The following is a 19197-nucleotide window of genomic DNA, read 5'->3' as shown; positions in this document are numbered from 1 at the left end:
GACATGACTGCACATCTGATCACCGGGGCGGGATCCGGCATCGGCGCGGCCGTCACCGAGCGGCTGGCCCAACGCGGTGACGAGCTGTGGCTGCTGGCGCGCGACGCGGGCCGCGGCAAGGAGCTCCAGAAGCGATTTCCCGGTGCCCGTACGGTCGTCGGCGACCTGGCCCACCCGGAGAAGCTGTCCTGGGCGTTCGGCCACCAGGAACTCCCCGACCGGCTGGACTCCCTGATGCACATCGCCGGAGTCGTGGAGCTGGGAACCATCGGGGAGATGACCCCCAAGAGCTGGAACGCGCAGCTCGCCGCCAACCTCGTCTCGCCCGCCGAGCTGACCCGCCTGCTGCTGCCCCAACTCCGCGTCGCACACGGCCATGTGGTCTTCGTGAACTCCGGCGCGGGCCTCCGCGCCAATGCCGAGTGGGGCGCGTACGCCGCGACCAAGCACGGCCTCAAGGCGCTGGCCGACTCCCTCCGCCTGGAGGAGCACGACGCCGGTGTGCGCGTCACCTCGGTCTACCCGGGCCGTACGGCGACGCCCATGCAGGCAGATGTGCACCGGCAGGAAGGCAGGATGTACGACGAGTCCCGCTGGATCGACCCCGCGTCCGTCGCCGTCACGATTCTGGCCGCCCTCGATCTGCCCCGCGACGCCGAGGTCACCGACCTCTCCGTACGGCCCGGCCGGTGAGCGGCGTGGACGCACCGCGCTTCCCCTGGGGACCCGCGGCCGCGACGGGCATCGGCTCGATGCCGGGGACGGACGCGCGGGAGGCGGCGAAGACCGTCACCGGTGCGCTGGAGACCTTCCCGTATCTGCCCGAACTGCCCGCCCGCGGACCGGGCGCCGACATGATCGGCCGCACGGCCGGGCTGCTGGTCGAGATGTACGCGCGCGTGGAGCCGAGCGGCTGGCGCATCGGCGACCGGCCGGGCCGCGACACCCGGCGCGCCTGGTCCTGGCGGAGCGAGGACCTCGACGCGCTCGAGGAGTTCACCCAGGGGTACACGGGCCCGCTGAAGGTGCAGGCCGTCGGGCCCTGGACACTCGCGGCCGCGCTGGAACTGAGGAACGGCGAAGCCGTCCTGTCAGACCCGGGTGCCTGCCGGGACCTCGCGGGGTCGCTGGCCGAGGGGCTGCGCGGCCACCTCGACGAGGTGCGCCGCCGGGTGCCCGGTGCGGAGGTCGTGCTCCAGCTCGACGAGCCGTCGCTCACCGCCGTGCTGCGCGGCCATGTGAAGTCGGCCAGCGGCTATCGCACGCACCGCGCCGTCGACCGGGCCGTGGTCGAGGGCACGCTGCGGGAGGCGTTCGGCGCGGCCGGGGGTGCCCCGGTGGTGGTGCACTCGTGCGCGCCCGATGTGCCGTTCGCGCTGCTGCGGCGCGCGGGTGCGACGGGCATCTCGTTCGACGCGGCTCTCCTCACGGAGCGTGAGGACGAGCAGATCGGCGAGACGGTCGAGGGCGGCACCGCGCTCTTCGCCGGAATCGTGCCCGGCACGGACACCTCATTGTCGGACCCTGCCGGTAGCGTCGGGGGTGTCAGGACGCTGTGGCGCAGGCTGGGGCTGTCACCGGGGACTCTCACCGAGTCCGTGGTGATCACTCCGGCGTGCGGTCTCGCGGGTGCCTCACCGGCGTACGCCCGGAAGGTGCTGGCCCACTGCGTCCGGGCCGCGAGACGGCTCGCGGACAACCCTGAGTAACGGGAGGAAGCAACGGTGGCTGGCGAACAGCAGGCGAGCGTGCCCGCCGAGGCGCGGGAGGAGCATGCACAGCTCGCTGAGCAGGTGGAGGAGCACCGCTTCCGCTACTACGTCAACGACGCTCCCGTCATCAGCGACGGGGAGTTCGACCGGCTGCTGCGGTCCCTGGAGGCGCTGGAGGAGGAGTACTCGGAGCTGCGCACCCCGGACTCTCCCACCCAGAAGGTCGCCGGGCAGTACGAGACCGAGTTCACCGCCGTGCAGCACCGCGAGCGGATGCTCAGCCTCGACAATGCCTTCGACGACGCGGAGCTGGAGTCCTGGGCCGACCGTGTCGCCCGTGAACTGAGCGGCTCCGCCTACCACTTCCTGTGCGAGCTGAAGGTGGACGGACTCGCCGTCAACCTCACTTACGAGCACGGCCGTCTCACCCGCGCCGCCACCCGCGGCGACGGCCGCACGGGCGAGGACATCACGCCCAACATCCGGACGATCGCCGAGATCCCGGACCGGCTGCACGGGGACCGCGTCCCGGACCTGGTGGAGATCCGCGGCGAAGTCTTCTTCCCCATGGAGAAGTTCGTGGAGCTGAACGCGGGTCTGGTGGAGGCGGGCAAGCCGCCGTTCGCCAACCCGCGCAACGCCGCGGCCGGTTCGCTCCGGCAGAAGGACCCCAAGGTCACGGCCACTCGCCCGCTCCACATGGTGGTCCACGGCATCGGCGCCCGCGAGGGCTTCGACATCGCCCGCCTGTCCGAGGCGTACGGGCTGCTCCACGAGTGGGGCCTGCCGACCTCGAAGGCGTACAAGGTCGTGAACTCCCTCGACGGCGTGCGGGAGTTCATCGCGTACTACGGCGAGAACCGCCACGCGGTGGAGCACGAGATCGACGGCGTGGTCGTCAAGCTCGACGAGGTGCCGCTGCAGGGCAGACTCGGGTCCACATCGCGCGCCCCGCGCTGGGCCATCGCGTGGAAGTACGCGCCCGAGGAGGTCAACACCAAACTGGTCGACATCCGCGTCGGCGTCGGCCGCACCGGGCGGGTGACGCCTTACGCAGTGGTCGAGCCGGTCAAGGTCGCCGGCTCCGAGGTCGAGTTCGCCACGCTCCACAACCAGGACGTCGTCAAGGCCAAGGGCGTGCTCATCGGGGACACCGTCGTGCTGCGCAAGGCGGGCGATGTGATCCCCGAGATCCTCGGGCCCGTGGTGGATCTGCGGGACGGCAGCGAGCGCGAGTTCGTCATGCCGGCCCGGTGTCCGGACTGCGGCACCGCGCTGCGCCCGATGAAAGAGGGCGACATCGATCTTCGGTGCCCCAACGCCCGTTCCTGCCCTGCCCAGTTGCGGGAGCGGATCTTCTATCTCGCGGGCCGCAGATGCCTGGACATCGAGAACTTCGGCTATGTCGTGGCCTCGGCGCTGACCCAGCCGCTGGAGCCGTCGCAGCCGCCACTGACCGACGAGGGCGATCTGTTCGACCTGACAGTGGACCTGCTCCTGCCCATCAGGTCCTACGTCCTCGACATGGACTCCGGGCTGCCCAAGCGGGACCCGAAGACCGGCGAGGAGAAGGTCGTCACGCTCTTCGCCAACCAGTTGGGCGAGCCGAAGAAGAACACCCTCGCGATGCTCCAGCACATCGAGGAGGCCAAGCAGCGTCCGCTCGCCCGCATCATCACCGGCCTGTCCATCCGCCACGTCGGACCGGTCGCTGCGGAGGCCCTGGCCAGGGAGTTCCGCTCGGTGGACCGGATCGCCGAGGCGGACGAGGCGGAACTGGCGGCCGTGGAGGGCGTCGGGCCGACCATCGCGGCCTCGGTGAAGCAGTGGTTCGCGGAGGACTGGCATCGCGCCATCGTGGAGAAATGGCGTGCCGCTGGAGTCCGGCTCGAGGAGGAGGGCGGTGAGGACGTCGGTCCTCGCCCGCTCGCGGGGCTCACGGTGGTCGTCACGGGAACGCTCGTGTCCTACACGAGAGATGGCGCGAAAGAGGCGTTGCAGAACCTGGGGGCGAAGGCAGCCGGTTCCGTTTCGAAGAAGACCAGCTTCGTTGTCGTAGGTGACAACCCGGGTTCGAAGTACGATAAGGCACTCCAGTTGAAGGTCCCCGTGCTGGACGAGGACGGCTTCACCGTACTGCTGCAGCAAGGGCCCGACGCCGCCCGGGAAGTTGCCGAGGTGTCACCCGAATAGCCGTCAGGGATCACCCGTACGGCGCATATCAGATGGTTCCGGGTGCCAGGGTCGCATTCGGGCAACCGCTGCGGATCGCTGCCCGTTCCAGCCTTTCGCGGCCTACTGTTGAGGTGTGCGCCTCCCGTGCACGGCTGCGTGGTGGGACTTGACGTGGTGGCATCGGAAGGGGTGCCGCTCTGTCGCGTGGGCACCGCCGGCTGTGAGAGGGACGGGAGATGAAACCCACCGAAGGCGCCGATTCGGCGTCACCACCGCGCCGGGTCGCTGTGCCCGGACTACCGGCCCTCGTGGTCGTCGTGGCCGTCGCGGCGCTGACCGCCGGGGTCATCCGGGTTCTCGGCGACGGCCATGCGCTCTTCCCCGACGCGACGGTGGGCTGGTCGCTCGCCGTCCTCACCGGCATCATCGTCGGCCACCTGGTGGCCCTCGGCCGTGACCGATGGTGGGGCGGCACCGGTTCCGGCGCCGCCCTCACCCTCGCCGTCCTGCTCCTCCACGGCTGGATCCCCGCCGTCCTGGTCAGCCTGGCCGTCGTCGTCCTGGTCAGCACCGCCCGACGGCACCGCTGGAAGCAGGGCGTACTCCACGGCGCCGTGGACATCCTCGGCATCGGCGCGGCCGGACTCGCGCTCGCCGCCTGCGGCACCGTCCCCACCGTCGAGGAGCCGTGGCTGCCCTCGACCTGGGACTTCTACGCCGTCCCCCAGGTGATCCTGGCCGCGCTCACCTACCTCGCGGTGACGCGCGCCCTGCTCTGGTACTCCCGCACTTCGCGCGACGGCGGCCTGCGGACCATTGCCCGTACCGCTCTGGCGCGGCAGGCGCTCGTCGGGGTCGCTCTGCTCGGCATCGCCCCGCTCATCTGCGTCGTGGCCACCACGATGCCGGTGCTGCTGCCGCTGTTCGCCGTGCCGTTGGTCGCTCTGGACTCCACGCTGTGGATCGCCCGCGCCAGGGCGGAGGAGCAACTCCGCGACCCCCTCACGGGATTGCCCAACCGTCAGTGGCTGCTGGAGCGTACGTGGACGGCGCTGGACGAAGCCGAGCGGATCGGTGCGCGATCGGCGCTCGTCCTGATCGACCTGGACCGCTTCCGCTCGGTCAATGACACGCTCGGACACCTGGCGGGCGATCGGCTGCTGCTCCAGATCGCCGAGCGGCTGCGTGTGGCGCTGCCCCGCGGCGCGGAGGCGGCCCGGCTCGGCGGCGACGAGTTCGCCGTCCTGCTGCCCACCGCGGACTCCACCACAAGTGCCCAGCGCGTGGCCCGCCAGCTCGTCGCCACCCTCGGCTCACCACTCGACCTCGACGGGCTCACGCTCGTACTGGAGGCCAGCGCCGGAGTCGCCGTCTTCCCCGACCACGCCCTGGACGCCGAGGGTCTGCTGCGCCGCGCGGACGTCGCGATGTACCAGGCCAAGCGGGACCGCAGCGGCGTCGAGGTCTACGAGGCGAAGCGGGACGGCAACACCCCCGACCGCCTCGGCCTTCTGGGCGACCTCCGCCGCGCCCTCGACGCCGGCGACGTCGAACTGCACTACCAGCCCAAGGTCGGCTTCGACGGCCGGGTCGTGGGCCTCGAGGCGCTCGTCCGCTGGGTCCACCCGGAGCGCGGGCGGGTCAGCCCGGACGAGTTCATCGCCATCGCCGAATCCTCCGGCCTGATGCCCCACCTCACCGAGTACGTCCTGGAGACCGCGCTCTGCCAGGTCGCCCAGTGGCGCGCCACCGGCCTGGAGGTGCCGGTCGCCGTCAACGTCTCGCCGCGCGACGTCCACACCCCCGGCTTCGCGGGCGCGGTCGCGGCCCGCCTGGCGCGCCACGGCGTCCCGCCCGGCGCGCTGCAACTGGAGATAACGGAACACGTGCTGCTGGAGGACCCGCAGCGCGCGGCCGACACCCTGGCCGGGCTCACCGGCCACGGGGTCAAGATGTCGCTCGACGACTTCGGCACCGGCTACTCCTCGCTGGTCCACCTGCGGCGGTTGCCGGTCAGCGAACTGAAGATCGACCGCTCGTTCGTGGCACGGCTGGCGGTCGACACGGAGGACGCGGAGATCGTTCGCTGCACGGTCGACCTCGCCCACTCGCTCGGCCTGCTCGTGGTAGCCGAGGGAGTCGAGGACGACGAGACCTGGGAGCGTCTGCGCGACCTCGGTTGCGACGCGGTCCAGGGCTGGCTGGTCGCGGCCGCGATGCCGCCGGACGAGACGACGGCCTGGCTCCGTCTCCGCGGCGAACGCGGCTGGCAGCGCGTGGTCCCGGCCGAGGACGGCACCGAACCGGAGCCCGAACACGCGGCGATCGAGGAAGCGGACCACCCCTCGAGCCAGCCGGTGAACTGACGCCAGGCCCTTCGCCTCCCTCCGTCCTGCGGGTGGGTGGGGCGAAGGGGTTCGAGAAGGCGCGGCGGTCCATCTTTTGTCCGGTCGTGGTGGCGGTCGGGGTCGCGGTGGCGGGGGCGCGGTGGCGGTGGAGGGACGCTTCGTGTCTGCCGGGTCCGGGGGTGCCGCAACGGTGGTGGCATCTGTCGTGATGCGGACCTTGCGCACCGTGGCGGGTGAGCGGGTGAGCGGGTGAGCGGGTGAGCGGCTCGGGTGGTTCGAGGCGGCTCAGCGCGTCGCGGGCGCGGCGCATCGTCTGCTTGTCGCGATGGGGGGCTGCTCCGCGCTTTCCGGTTCGGGGGACGCGTACCGGTGGCGGAATGTGTCGTGGCGCGGACCCGGCGATGCGGTGGATTGGTCCATTCCCCGGCGGCCTCGTGCATCGAGGGCTGCGCATCATCTGCCCGTCGCGACAGCAGACCGCTCCGCGCCTGCCGGTCCGGGGACGCCGAACCGGCCTTCCGCGCGCGGCGTATCCGGCCCGCCTGCCCGGCCGGCGAATCCAGGCTCACGGCCCGATGCCCGTGGTGGACGGTCGCCCTCGGCCTGCACCTCGTACCCATGGTGATCACTCCGCGCGGGCGACCGGCGCGGCCCGTCAGCAGGGCTTGCGCGGGGGGCGACGTCGGCCGGCCGGGGCGGGGCCGCGGGCGCCGTCGGCGGCGGGATATCAATGCGTTTCGCTCCCACCCCTGCCGCAGCCATAGGATTGGGCGGAAACCTACACACCCACCCTGAGGATCGCTGCATGCCTGGCATCACGCGCGAGGAGGTCGCCCACCTCGCCCGGCTGTCGCGTCTGGAGCTGTCCGGTGAAGAGCTCGACCACTTCGCCGGACAACTCGACGTGATCATCGGCGCGGTCGCCCGCGTTTCCGATGTCGCCGACGAGGACGTACCGCCGACCTCCCACCCGCTGCCGTTGACGAATGTCATGCGGGCCGACGAGGTCCGTCAGTCACTGACCCCGGAGCAGGCGCTGGCCTGCGCTCCGGCGCAGGAGCAGCAGCGTTTCAAGGTGCCGCAGATCCTGGGGGAGGACTGAGCATGACCGACCTCACCAGGCTCACGGCCGCCGAGACCGCCGCGAAGATCGCCTCGGGCGAGGTGACCGCGGTCGCCGTCACCGAGGCCCACCTGGCCCGTATCGAGGCCGTCGACGAGAAGGTGCACGCCTTCCTGCACGTCGACCGGGAGGGCGCGCTCGCGCAGGCCCGGGCCGTCGACGAGAAGCGTGCCCGCGGCGAGGAGCTCGGCCCGCTCGCCGGCGTCCCGCTCGCGCTGAAGGACGTCTTCACCACCGAGGGCATCCCGACCACCGTCGGGTCGAAGATCCTCGAGGGCTGGATCCCGCCGTACGACGCCACGGTGACCCGCCGCCTCAAGGAGGCGGGCGTCATCATCCTCGGAAAGACCAACATGGACGAGTTCGCCATGGGGTCCTCCACCGAGAACAGCGCGTACGGACACACCGGCAACCCCTGGGACCTCACCCGTATCCCCGGCGGCTCCGGCGGCGGCTCCTCCGCTTCCATCGCGTCCTTCCAGGCCCCGCTCGCCATCGGCACGGACACCGGCGGCTCGATCCGCCAGCCCGCGTCCGTCACCGGCACTGTCGGCGTCAAGCCGACCTACGGCGGCGTCTCCCGGTACGGCCTCGTCGCCTTCTCCTCGTCCCTCGACCAGGGCGGGCCCTGCGCCCGTACGGTCCTGGACGCGGCGCTGCTCCACGAGGTGATCGGCGGGCACGACCCGATGGACTCCACCTCCATCGACGCCCCGCTCCCGCCGGTCGTCGAGGCGGCCCGCAACGGCTCGGTCCAGGGCCTGCGGATCGGTGTCGTGAAGGAGTTCAGCGGCGAGGGCTACCAGCCCGGCGTGATGCAGCGGTTCAACGAGTCGGTGGAGCTGCTGCGCGAACTGGGCGCCGAGGTCGTCGAGATCTCCTGTCCGTCGTTCGACAAGGCGCTCGCCGCGTACTACCTGATCGCGCCGAGCGAGTGCTCCTCGAACCTCGCCCGGTTCGACGCCATGCGCTACGGCCTGCGCGTCGGTGACGACGGTACGCGCTCCGCCGAGGACGTCACCGCCCTCACCCGCGCCGAGGGTTTCGGCGCCGAGGTCAAGCGCCGGATCATGCTCGGCACATACGCGCTCAGCTCCGGCTACTACGACGCGTACTACGGCTCCGCGCAGAAGGTCCGCACGCTCATCAAGCAGGACTTCGACCGCGCCTTCGAGCAGGTCGACGTGCTGGTCTCGCCGACCACCCCGACGACCGCGTTTCCGATCGGGGAGCGCGTCGACGACCCGATGGCGATGTACCTCGCCGACCTGTGCACCATCCCGTCCAACCTGGCGGGCAACGCCGCCATGTCGCTGCCCTGCGGTCTCGCCCCCGAGGACGGGCTGCCGGTGGGGCTGCAGATCATCGCGCCCGCCATGGCTGACGACCGGCTCTACCGGGTAGGCGCCGCGGTCGAGGCCGCGTACACCGAACGCTGGGGACACCCCCTGCTCGAGGAGGCACCGTCGCTGTGAGCAACCTGCAGAAGGCCAAAGGCTTCAAGAAGTCCAAGCCGGGCTTGTACCTGTCCATCGGCACATCGCTCCTGGGCTCCTTCGGCATCGTCAAGCAGGTGAAGAGGGCCCGTGTCGAGAACGACTCGCTGATGCTCGCCGACGCGGTCGTCTCGGCGGCCGCCATCGTCACCGGCGTCGCCCTGCTCGTTCGCGAGCTGCGCCGCATCGGCGACGACGACGTCCTCCTGGGCTGAAGGGTTTTGGGAAAGTGACCGTCACTGAACTGGTGTCGTACGAGGACGCGTTGGCGACCTACGAGCCCGTCATGGGCCTGGAGGTCCACGTCGAGCTCGGCACCGCGACCAAGATGTTCTGCGGGTGCTCCACGGAGCTGGGCGCCGAGCCCAACTCGCAGACCTGCCCGACCTGTCTCGGCCTGCCCGGCTCGCTCCCGGTGATGAACGCGAGCGGCGTCGAGTCCGCCGTCCGCATCGGCCTCGCCCTGAACTGCGAGATCGCCGAGTGGTGCCGCTTCGCCCGGAAGAACTACTTCTATCCGGACATGCCGAAGAACTTCCAGACCTCGCAATACGACGAGCCGATCGCCTTCAACGGCTACCTGGACGTCGACGTCGACGGCGAGATCTTCCGGGTCGAGATCGAGCGCGCCCACATGGAGGAGGACACCGGCAAGTCCACGCACGTGGGCGGCGCCACGGGTCGTATCCACGGCGCGACGCACTCGCTGCTGGACTACAACCGCGCCGGCATCCCGCTCATCGAGATCGTCACCAAGCCGATCGTCGGTGCCGGGGACAAGGCACCCGAGATCGCCAAGGCGTACGTGGCCGAACTGCGCGAGCTGATCAAGGCGCTCGGCGTCTCCGATGCCCGTATGGAGATGGGCCAGATGCGCTGCGACGTGAACCTGTCGCTGCGCCCCCACGGTGCCGAGAAGTTCGGCACCCGCTCCGAGACGAAGAACGTCAACTCGCTGCGCAGTGTGGAGCGGGCGACGCGCTTCGAGATCATGCGCCACGCCGCGGTGCTGTCCGATGGCGGCACGATCGTGCAGGAGACCCGCCACTTCCACGAGGAGGACGGATCGACCACGTCCGGCCGTGTGAAGGAGGAGGCCGAGGACTACCGGTACTTCCCGGAGCCGGACCTGGTGCCCGTCGCCCCCGCGCGGGAGTGGGTGGAGGAACTGCGGGGCACGCTGCCCGAGCTGCCGCGTTTGCGCCGCAACCGGCTGCGCGAGGAGTGGGGCATCTCGCAGCACGAGATGCAGTCCGTCCTCAACGCGGGCGCGATCGGCCCGATCCTCTCCACGATCGACGCGGGCGCCCCGGCCGACCAGGCCCGCAAGTGGTGGATGGGCGAACTGGCCCGCCGCGCCAACGAGGAGGGCGTCGACCTGACCGCCCTGCCCATCACCCCGGAGCAGGTCGCCCGGGTGTGCACGCTCGTCGCCGAGGGGTCGCTCAACGACAAGCTGGCCCGGCAGGTCATCGAGGGCGTGCTCGCGGGCGAGGGCGGCCCGGACGAGGTCGTCGAGAAGCGCGGCCTGAAGGTCGTCTCGGACGACTCGGCGCTGGGTGCCGCTGTCGACGAGGCCATTGCGGGCAACGCGGCCATCGCCGACAAGATCCGCGGCGGCAAGGTGCAGGCCGCGGGCGCACTGGTCGGCGCGGTCATGAAGGCCACGCGGGGGCAGGCGGACGCGGCGCGTGTGCGTGAACTCATCCTGGAGAAGCTGGGTGTTCAGGGCTGACGTGCCGCGACCTTGAGACGGCTTACGGGGCCTGACGCCTCGTGACCCTTGAGGTCTCGCGGGTCTGACGCCTCGTGACCTTGACTCTCACGGGGCTCACGCCTCTCGACCCTGACGTCTCTCCGCGCTGACCTCGCGAACCTGATGTCTCGCGGGGCTCACGCCTCACAGGAGCCCGCCGGCTCACGGACGGAGGGCCCTCCCGGGCGACCGGGAGGGCCCTTTGCCGTTCCCGGGAGGTGTACCGGCACCGGAGCACGGGCCCCGTAAGCGGCCGGACATACGGTCGTGCGGCGCACCTCGGGACCGCTGGCCCCGTACGTTTTCCGCCAAGCCGTCCACATGTCTGTCCGTCGCCACCTGCCCTCGCTACCGTCCCGGCCGTCAACAGGACGATCGGGAGGCTGCTTTGGCAACGGACATCTCACGGCGGCGGCTGCTCGCCCTCGGTGCGGGCACGGCCGGCGCCGCCGCGGCGGGCTCCCTGCTGCCGCCCTCGCTCCAGGCGGCCCTGGCCGCCGAGCCCGCCCCCGGCGGACTGCGCGCGATCAGGCATGTGGTGATCCTGATGCAGGAGAACCGCTCCTTCGACCACTACTTCGGGACCCTGCGCGGTGTACGCGGCTTCGGCGACCGCAACGCGATCACCCTGCCCACCGGCCGGCCCGTGTTCGAGCAGCCGGGGCCGCTGGGACCCGTCCTCCCCTTCCCCGTACGTGACGCCGCCGAAGCGCAGAAGAAGGACCTGCAGTACATCGGCGATCTCGACCACAGCTGGGACGGCGGCGCGGGCGCCTGGGACAACGGCTGGTCGGACCGCTGGGTCTCCGCCAAGACCGCGGCCACCATGGCGTACTACGACCGCCGCGACGTGCCCCTGCACTACGAACTCGCGGACGCCTTCACCATCTGCGACGCCTACCACTCCTCCATCCACAGCTCGACCAGCCCCAACCGCAACCACCTCGTCAGCGGCTGGACCGGTTACGAGCCCAACGGGAACCGCGCCGTCGGGAACGACGCCTACGACGAGGACCACCACCCCGGATACAGCTGGACCACGTACGCCGAGCGGCTGGAGAACGCCGGACGGTCCTGGAAGACCTACCAGGAGTGGGACAACTTCCAGGACAACAACCTGGAGTTCTTCGCGGCGTTCAAGGCAGTCGCCCGCAAAGCCCTCTCCCGGGCGGGCGACTTCCGGAACACCGAGGCCTTCTACGCCCGAGTCCGGGCCGCCACGACGCCCGAGGCGGAGCGCAGGCGTCTGCTCGGCCTGCTCGAGGAGGGGGTCGCCGCGCTGAGCCCGGCCGACCGCAACCTCTTCGAGCGCGGCCTGCGGCGTGGTGAAACGGGCCGTCTGGCCACGGACTTCCGTGCGGATGTCGCCGCGGGCAGGCTGCCCGAGGTCTCCTACCTCGTGCCCTCGGCGGCGGACTCCGAGCATCCCGGCGCGTCCTCCCCGGTGGCCGGCGCCACCGTCGTCCACCAGGTGCTCGACGCGCTGGCCTCCCACCCGGACGTCTGGCGCCATACCGCCGTGTTCGTCACCTACGACGAGAACGACGGCTTCTTCGACCACGTCCCGCCGCCGGTTCCGCCGCGGGGCGAGGCCGACGAGATGTGGCGCGGCCGTCCCACCGGCCTCGGGGTCCGCGTCCCGCTGCTGGTGATCTCCCCATGGACGGTCGGCGGCTACGTCTGCTCCGAGGTCTTCGACCACACCTCGCTCGTGCGGTTCCTCGAGCGGTGGACCGGCGTCGAGGAACCCAACATCACCCCGTGGCGCCGTGCGATCACCGGTGACCTCACCTCCGCCTTCGACTTCCGCCGCGCGCGGCCGCTGCCCGCGCCGGACCGTCCCGCACCGATCCCGCCGTTCACCGGGCGATGGCGGCCCGAGCCCCCGTCCGAGCAGCAGATGCCGGTCCAGGAGCCGGGGTGCCGGCGGGCGCGCCCGCTGCCGTACCAGCCGGACGCGCACGGTCGGGTCGACGGACGCCGAGTCCGGTTGCTCCTGGTCAACACGGGCAGGCGGAGCGCCCACTTCGCCCTCTACCCCTACGCGGGCGAGTTCCCGGCGCCGCAGCACCGGGATGTGAAGGGCATCGCGGGCTGGGAGGTGCCGATCGTGAAGGAGGAGTACCGCTTCACGGTCACCGGGCCGAACGGCTTCCGCCGGGAGTTCGCGGGGTCCGTAACGGGGGCGGGCGCCGCCGCCGAGCTCGCCACCCGTATCGACCCGCGGGACCGCGACGTCCACCTCACTCTCGCCAACCGGGGCACCACGCCTCTCACCTTCACCGTGCGCCCCACGGGTTACCTCGACGAGGAGGACCTGGGGGACTGGACGCGCGAGATCGTCGTAAAGCCCGGACGCAGCCGGTCGGTCGTCCACTCGGCGGCGGACGCGCACGGCTGGTACGACCTGATCGTCGCCGTCGCGGAGGCCCCGGCCTTCCATCGCCGGCTGATGGGGCACATCGAGAACGGACAGGAGAGCCTCAGCGGCTGACCCGGGGTACGCACGCTGTCACATCCCGAAAAGGGTGGTTCCAGGGCAGGATCTGCCTTCCGGGCATTTTGGTGTGACTAACCACACGAAAGGGTCCATTGATCTTGCGCCACTGCCACAGTGTTCGGCGTACGTCTTGTGATCTTTAACGGCTGTTGTCCCGAAAAGATCCACGACAACCCTCAGGGAGTTCAGGGAATGCCCGCACTTGCCCGGTGGTGTCTTCGTCGCCGTCTCACCGTCATCCTGCTGTGGCTCGCCGCCTTCGTCGGCGTCGCCGTCGCCGCGGGGGTGGCGGGGTCCTCGTACTCCAACGACTACGACATCCCAGGCACCGAAGCGGGCAAGGCCACGCAGATCGTGCAGGAGGCCTTCCCCGGCCAGAGCGGCGACAGCGACACGATCGTCTGGCACACCGGCGACGGCGACGGCGGCAGCGTCCGCGCGGGCTCGGTCGAGGACCGGATGACCGAGACGATCGACGAGATCGAGCACCTCCCCGGTGTCTCGGGCGTCACCAGCCCCTACGGCACCGAGGGCGCCGGCCAGATCAGCCGCGACGGCCACACCGCGTACGCCACGGTCACCTTCGACAAGCCGGCCGACGACCTCGACCGCGCGGAAGTACAGAAGGTCGTGGACACGGCGAAGTCGGCCGAGCAGGACGGACTCCAGGTCGAGCTGGGCGGCACCGGCATCGGGCTGACCGAGAAGTCGACGGCGCACATCAGTGAGGTCGTCGGCATCCTCGCGGCGGCGGTCGTCCTCTTCCTGGCCTTCGGCTCGCTGTTCGCGATGCTGCTGCCCATCGCCACCGCGCTGGTGAGCGTCGGCACCGGCTATCTGGCCATCGGTTTGCTGGGGCACGCCATGACCCTCGCCGACTTCGCTCCCATGCTCGGCATGCTCATCGGCCTCGGCGTCGGGATCGACTACGCGCTCTTCATCGTCACCCGCCACCGCAAGGGCCTCAGACAGGGGCTATCGGTGGAGGAGGCCGCAGCACGGGCGGTCTCCACCTCGGGGCGTGCCGTCATCTTTGCCGGCGTGACCGTCTGTATCGCGCTGCTCGGCATGCTGGTCCTGCGGTTGGACTTCCTCAACGGTGTCGCGATCGCGGCCTCGCTCACCGTCGTGCTCACCGTGGCCGCCTCGATCACGCTGCTGCCCGCGCTGCTCGGCATGATCGGGATGCGGGCCCTCAACCGGCGTGAGCGCCGCAGGCTGCTCGAACACGGACCGCAGCCCGAGCTGCCCACCGGCTTCGCGGCCCGCTGGTCGGCGTTCGTCGAACGGCACCCGAAGCTGCTCGGCGCCGTGGCGGCCGTCGTCATGGTCGTGCTGGCGATCCCCACGTTCCATCTCCATCTGGGCAGCTCCGACCAGGGCAACAACCCGACCACCTCGACCACGCGGCAGGCGTACGACCTGCTCTCCGACGGCTTCGGGCCCGGCTTCAACGGTCCCCTGACGCTCGTCGCCGATCTCGACGACGCCGGCGATCGGGTCGCCTTCGAGAAGCTGCCGCAGACCCTGCGGGACACCGAGGGTGTGGCCCAGGTGTCGCCCGCCGCGCTCAACGGCAGTCGTGACGCCGGCGTGATCACCGTCGTCCCGGAGAACGCACCCCAGGACGAGGAGACCTCGCAGCTCATCCACGAACTGCGGGACGACGTGCTCCCCAAGGCGCAGGAGGGCACCTCGCTGGACACGCACGTCGGCGGCCAGACAGCGGCGTACGAGGACTTCGGCTCCGTGATCATCGGGAAGCTCCCGCTGTTCGTCGCCGTCGTGGTGGCGCTGGGCTGCTCGCTGCTGCTGCTCGCCTTCCGCAGCATCGGCGTACCGCTCAAGGCGGCTCTGATGAACATCCTCGCGGTCGCCGCCTCGTTCGGGATCGTTGTCGCCATCTTCCAGCTGGGCTGGGGAAGCGAGCTGCTCGGACTCGGCAGCGCGGGACCGATCGAACCCTTCCTGCCCGTGATCATGGTCTCGGTACTCTTCGGGCTCTCCATGGACTATCAGGTCTTCCTGGTGAGTCGGATGTACGAGGAATGGCGGCAGACCGGCGACAACCGGCGGGCCGTACGGGTCGGGCTCGCCGAGACGAGCCGGGTGATCAACTCCGCGGCCGTCATCATGATTTCGGTCTTCGGCGCCTTTGTGCTCAGCGGCGACCGGATCATCGCGATGTTCGGCATCGGGCTGGCAGCCGCCGTGGCTCTCGACGCCTTTCTGCTCCGGACACTCCTGGTTCCGGCGCTGATGCACATGCTCGGCGGCGCCAACTGGTGGCTCCCCAAGTGGATGGACCGCATCCTGCCGCGCTTCAGCATCGAGGCGCCGGAGGAGGCCCCGACCGCGACCCCGGAGCCCGAGTTGGTGCCGGAGCCGGACCTGGTTCCCGAGCCGGTTCCGTCCGGAGGCGCGCGGCGGGTGCCCGTGTCCGAGCCCGCGATGCAGCGGGATCGGGTGCCGGTGTCGTTCTCCAAGCCGGAGCGCGGCAACGAACTCGGGCGGGAGCCCGACCCGTCGAAGATCCTCCTTCCCTCACAGCGCGCGGGCGGTAATGCCCGTGCGATCCGGGAGCCCCGCACGCACGGCACGACGGGCGCGATCAGGACGGCCGACACGACGGGGACGGCCGAAGGGCGTGACGCCCAGGCCCGGACGGAGCGCGAGAGTTGAGCGTCGGGCGCAGGGGCCGTGCCTGACGGCATGTCCCGGCGTCGCAGGCGCCCCCAGCACGGCACCCCTCCACCCGAGGTCAGGCGGGTGGAGGGGCGCCGCCAATTCCCGCGGCTCCGCCCTTCACTCGGCTCCCTCCTGGCAGCTCTGGCCCGCCCCCGCCCCGAGGCCACCGCCCCGCCCCGAGGCCACCGCTCCCGTTCCGCGGCTTCGCCCGCGAGCCCGTCCCGTCCCCGCCGTTCCGCTCCCGTTCCGCGGCTTCGCCCCTGACACCGGTCCCGTCCCCGCGGCTCCGGCCGTTCGCCAGACTCCGTTACGCCCGGCGGCTCCACCCCGTTCCAGCTGCGGTCCCAGTCCCAGTCCCAGTCCCAGTCCCAGTCCCAGTCCCGGTCCCGCTCCGCCGCGGCTCCGCCCCTCCCGGCCCGTTCCGTTCCTCGGCTCCGCTCTCCCAGGACTCTGCCGCCTCACCTGGCTCAGTCCCTATGGGCAGCGCCCCTGCCGCATGCCCGTCCACACCTCCCCGGTTTCGCTCCTCCCTGTCGCGCTTCTCTACGGCACGCCTTGCCCACCCCCGCTTCGCCCACGCGAAGCATCGACGCATTGACGCTCCGGACGACGAACCCGAATCACGCCACCGGCAACCCTCGTAGCTCGGGCCCGTAACTCGGGGCCGCACCCGGGCTCCTGAGCTGTCTAAGGCCTTCGCTGCGGCGGACTAAGGCATCAGCCCCCGGAGAGATCGGGAAGTCGCCCGATGTGGCGATCCCACCTGCGAGACGAAAGTGGATGCACGACACCACGACACCTTCGTCACCAGGAGATACGACATGTTCGAGATGGTCGAGCACGAACTGATGCGGAACCGCACCGCGGAGCTGCGGCGCCAGGCCGAGGAGTACCGCCGCGCCCGCCAGGCCCAGGCCGGCACCCGCGGGTCCGCCGCGAAGCCGGCGTCCGGCGAACCGGAAGCCGAGGGGCGGGTGAGCAGAGCTCTCCGGAAGGTCGCACGCCGGCCGTCGCGCACCGCCCAGACCTGCTGAGACCGCCATCCCTGCACGGGAGGGAAGCCCGCCGCGTAACGGCCCGGCCGGGGGGCGAACGCCCAACCGGCCTCAGCTCACCCGCAGTTGGAGGATGCGGTCATCCCCTCCGCCCGGGCTTCCGCGGCCGTCCGTCTCGCTGGTGACCAGCCACAGGCCGTCCGAGCCGTCGGCCAGCACGGTCCGCAGCCGGCCGTAGCGACCGTCCAGGAAGGCCTGTGGCTCGGCGACCGGCTTGGTGCCGGACAGGGGAATGCGCCACAGCCGCTCGCCGCGAAGACCCGCCATCCATATCGAGCCCTTCACATACGCGATGCCACTCGGTGAAGCCTGGTCGGTCGTCCACTGCTCGACGGGATCGACATAGCCGGGCTTGTCGCCCTTGCCCTCCACCTCCGGCCAGCCGTAGTTCTTTCCCGGCTGGACGAGGTTGAGTTCGTCCCAGGTGTTCTGGCCGAACTCGGCCGCCCAGAGACGCTTGTCCGCGTCCCAGGTCAGACCTTGCACATTGCGGTGACCGTAGGAGTAGACAACCGAGTCCGCGTCCGGATTGCCGTGCACCGGCTGGCCGTCCGGGGTCATCCGGAGGATCTTGCCGCCCAGCGACTTCTTGTCCTGGGCCAGACCCTCGTCACCGCTCTCGCCCGTCCCCGCGTACAGCATCCGGTCCGGGCCGAAGGCGATCCGGCCGCCGTTGTGGATGACCCCCTTGGGGATGCCCTTCAGCACCGTGTCCGGCGCGCCCAGCCGACTGCCCTCGGGCCTCTTCTCGTCGTAGATCATCCGCACGATGCGGTTGTCCGACTCGGTCGTCAGATAGGCGTAGATCAGGTGGTCCTCGCCGAACGTCGGCGCGATGGCGAGACCCAGCAGACCGCCCTCACCGGCGGGGGAGACCCCCGGCACGGAACCGAGCTCGGTCTTCTTCCCGCTCTCGGCCGAGACCCGGAAGATCTTCCCGTCGTCACGGGAGGAGACCAGCAGCTCACCGTCGGGCAGCGCAGCGAGCCCCCAGGGGGACTTGAGGCCCGTGGCGACCGTGCGCTCCAATTTCACCGAGCCCTTCGCAGGCGGCGCCGAGGCGCTCGGGGGAGGGGAGGTCCTCGCAGCGGATGTCTCCGGCGATTTCTCGGGTGGGCCGGTGTCCCCGTCCCCGGACGAACAGCCCACGGCCAGCAGCAGCGCGGCGGCAGCGGCGGATACGGCAGTCACAGCAGGGCGTCGCACGATGGCCGGTCCTCTCGCTCGCAAGAAGTGCATCACACCTCTCATACACCGGTGCAACGAATGAGGTTCCCGATCAGTCCCAGGAACCCTTCGCCGGCGGCAGCGCGCCGATCTCCGCGAGATCCTCGGCCGTCAGCCGGAGCGTCGCCGCCCGAGCGTTCTCCTCCGCCCAGTGGTCCTTCTTCGTGCCCGGCAGCGGCACGACGTGCCGCCCTTGCGCCAGCACCCACGCCAGCGCGGTCTGCGCCGGCGTCGCCCCGTGCCGGTCACCGACCCGACGCAGCCCGGCCACGACCGGCTGGTTCGCCGCCATCATCTCCGCCGTGAACCGGGGATGCCGGGCCCGTACGTCCTCCCGCTCGAACCCCTGCCCCGGGGTCAGCGTGCCGGTCAGAAAGCCGTTGCCCAGCGGCATCGCGGCGAGGAAGCCGATGCCCCGTGACTCGCACCACGGCAGCAGCCCGTGCCGAGCCTCCGGCGACCACACCGAGAGCTCGGCCTGCACGCTGCTCACCGGGAAGGTCTGCTGCACGCGCTCCAACTGCCGCACGGTCGCGTCGTACACCCCGGCCCCCGGTGTCCCGGCTCCCGCCCGGGGCTCGGCCCGCGTCCGTTCCCGCTCGCCGCCTGCCGGCCTCCGGCGGACACGTTCCGCACCGCCCTTCTGGACGGCGCACAGCCCCAGGGCCCGCACCTTGCCCGCCGTGACGAGATCGGCCATCGCACCCCAGGTGTCCTCGACGGGCACTTCCGGGTCCGCCCGGTGCAATTGGTAGAGGTCGATGACGTCGGTCTGCAGCCGCCGCAGGGAGGCGTCGCAGGCCCGCTTCACATAGCCGGGCCGGCCGTTGGCGACGATGTGCTGCTCGCCCACCAGCAGCCCGCACTTGGTGGCGACGAAGGCCTCCGAGCGGCGCTCCTTGAGCACCCGGCCGACCAGCAGCTCGTTGGTGAACGGCCCGTACATATCGGCGGTGTCGAGCAGGGACATGCCCTGGTCCAAGGCGGTGTGCACGGCCCGCAGCGAGCTCTCGCCCCGCTGCTGGGAGGCGGTGTACGCCCAGCTCATCGGCATGCATCCGAGGCCTATCGCGCCCACCGTGAGCGCGCCCGCACCGACGGTCCGAAGCTCCACCTC

Annotated in this window: 13 protein-coding genes; 11 read left to right on the top strand and 2 right to left on the bottom strand. The window is 70.9% G+C overall.

Features of this window, described 5'->3' with window-relative positions:
* Positions 1-3: 3 nt before the first annotated feature.
* From ACGFNH_RS09390 to ACGFNH_RS09340, 11 genes are all read left to right on the top strand, one after another.
* Entirely contained in the window at positions 4-693 is a 690-nt protein-coding gene (locus ACGFNH_RS09390) for an SDR family oxidoreductase (protein WP_393652449.1), read from the top strand.
* Positions 694-698: 5 nt separating this feature from the next.
* Complete coding sequence (locus tag ACGFNH_RS09385; RefSeq protein ID WP_393652909.1) at positions 699-1709, top strand: methionine synthase; 1011 nt, start codon at positions 699-701, stop codon at positions 1707-1709.
* Positions 1710-1724: 15 nt separating this feature from the next.
* Positions 1725-3905, top strand: a complete 2181-nt coding sequence (ligA, locus tag ACGFNH_RS09380; RefSeq protein ID WP_393652448.1) for an NAD-dependent DNA ligase LigA — start codon at positions 1725-1727, stop codon at positions 3903-3905.
* 218 nt (positions 3906-4123) lie between these two features.
* A complete protein-coding gene (locus ACGFNH_RS09375) occupies positions 4124-6253 on the top strand; it encodes a putative bifunctional diguanylate cyclase/phosphodiesterase (RefSeq protein WP_393652447.1) in 2130 nt (709 codons plus the stop codon).
* A 787-nt stretch (positions 6254-7040) separates the two neighbouring features.
* Entirely contained in the window at positions 7041-7337 is a 297-nt protein-coding gene (gene gatC, locus ACGFNH_RS09370) for an Asp-tRNA(Asn)/Glu-tRNA(Gln) amidotransferase subunit GatC (protein WP_393652446.1), read from the top strand.
* Between the two features lie 2 nt (positions 7338-7339).
* Complete coding sequence (gene gatA, locus ACGFNH_RS09365; RefSeq protein WP_393652445.1) at positions 7340-8833, top strand: Asp-tRNA(Asn)/Glu-tRNA(Gln) amidotransferase subunit GatA; 1494 nt, start codon at positions 7340-7342, stop codon at positions 8831-8833.
* Positions 8830-9069 carry a hypothetical protein gene (locus ACGFNH_RS09360; protein WP_393652444.1) on the top strand — a complete coding sequence of 80 codons (240 nt, stop codon included), beginning with the start codon at positions 8830-8832 and terminating at the stop codon, positions 9067-9069. The genes gatA and ACGFNH_RS09360 overlap by 4 nt, the downstream gene beginning before the upstream one ends.
* 14 nt (positions 9070-9083) lie before the next feature.
* Positions 9084-10589 carry an Asp-tRNA(Asn)/Glu-tRNA(Gln) amidotransferase subunit GatB gene (gene gatB, locus ACGFNH_RS09355; protein WP_393652443.1) on the top strand — a complete coding sequence of 502 codons (1506 nt, stop codon included), beginning with the start codon at positions 9084-9086 and terminating at the stop codon, positions 10587-10589.
* Between the two features lie 409 nt (positions 10590-10998).
* Positions 10999-13104 carry a phosphocholine-specific phospholipase C gene (locus ACGFNH_RS09350; protein ID WP_393652442.1) on the top strand — a complete coding sequence of 702 codons (2106 nt, stop codon included), beginning with the start codon at positions 10999-11001 and terminating at the stop codon, positions 13102-13104.
* 198 nt (positions 13105-13302) lie between these two features.
* Complete coding sequence (locus tag ACGFNH_RS09345) at positions 13303-15792, top strand: MMPL family transporter (protein ID WP_393652441.1); 2490 nt, start codon at positions 13303-13305, stop codon at positions 15790-15792.
* Positions 15793-16619: 827 nt separating this feature from the next.
* The gene (locus ACGFNH_RS09340) at positions 16620-16832 is read left to right on the top strand and encodes a hypothetical protein (RefSeq protein WP_393652440.1); all 213 of its coding nucleotides are present in this window, start codon (positions 16620-16622) and stop codon (positions 16830-16832) included.
* Between the two features lie 72 nt (positions 16833-16904).
* On the opposite strand, the gene ACGFNH_RS09335 is transcribed toward ACGFNH_RS09340, so the two are convergent.
* Together ACGFNH_RS09335 and ACGFNH_RS09330 are read right to left on the bottom strand one after the other, a co-directional pair.
* Positions 16905-18104, bottom strand: coding sequence for a PQQ-dependent sugar dehydrogenase (locus tag ACGFNH_RS09335; RefSeq protein WP_393652439.1), 1200 nt, complete (start codon positions 18102-18104; stop codon positions 16905-16907).
* A 28-nt stretch (positions 18105-18132) separates the two neighbouring features.
* Positions 18133-19194, bottom strand: coding sequence for an aldo/keto reductase (locus ACGFNH_RS09330; RefSeq protein ID WP_393652908.1), 1062 nt, complete (start codon positions 19192-19194; stop codon positions 18133-18135).
* Positions 19195-19197 lie beyond the last annotated feature (3 nt).

Source organism: Streptomyces sp. NPDC048639 (assembly GCF_043199075.1).
In the GTDB taxonomy this organism is placed as follows: Bacteria; Actinomycetota; Actinomycetes; order Streptomycetales; family Streptomycetaceae; genus Streptomyces.
The sequence above is the reverse complement of the archived record's forward strand: the minus strand, read 5'-3'. Positions and strand labels throughout refer to the sequence as shown.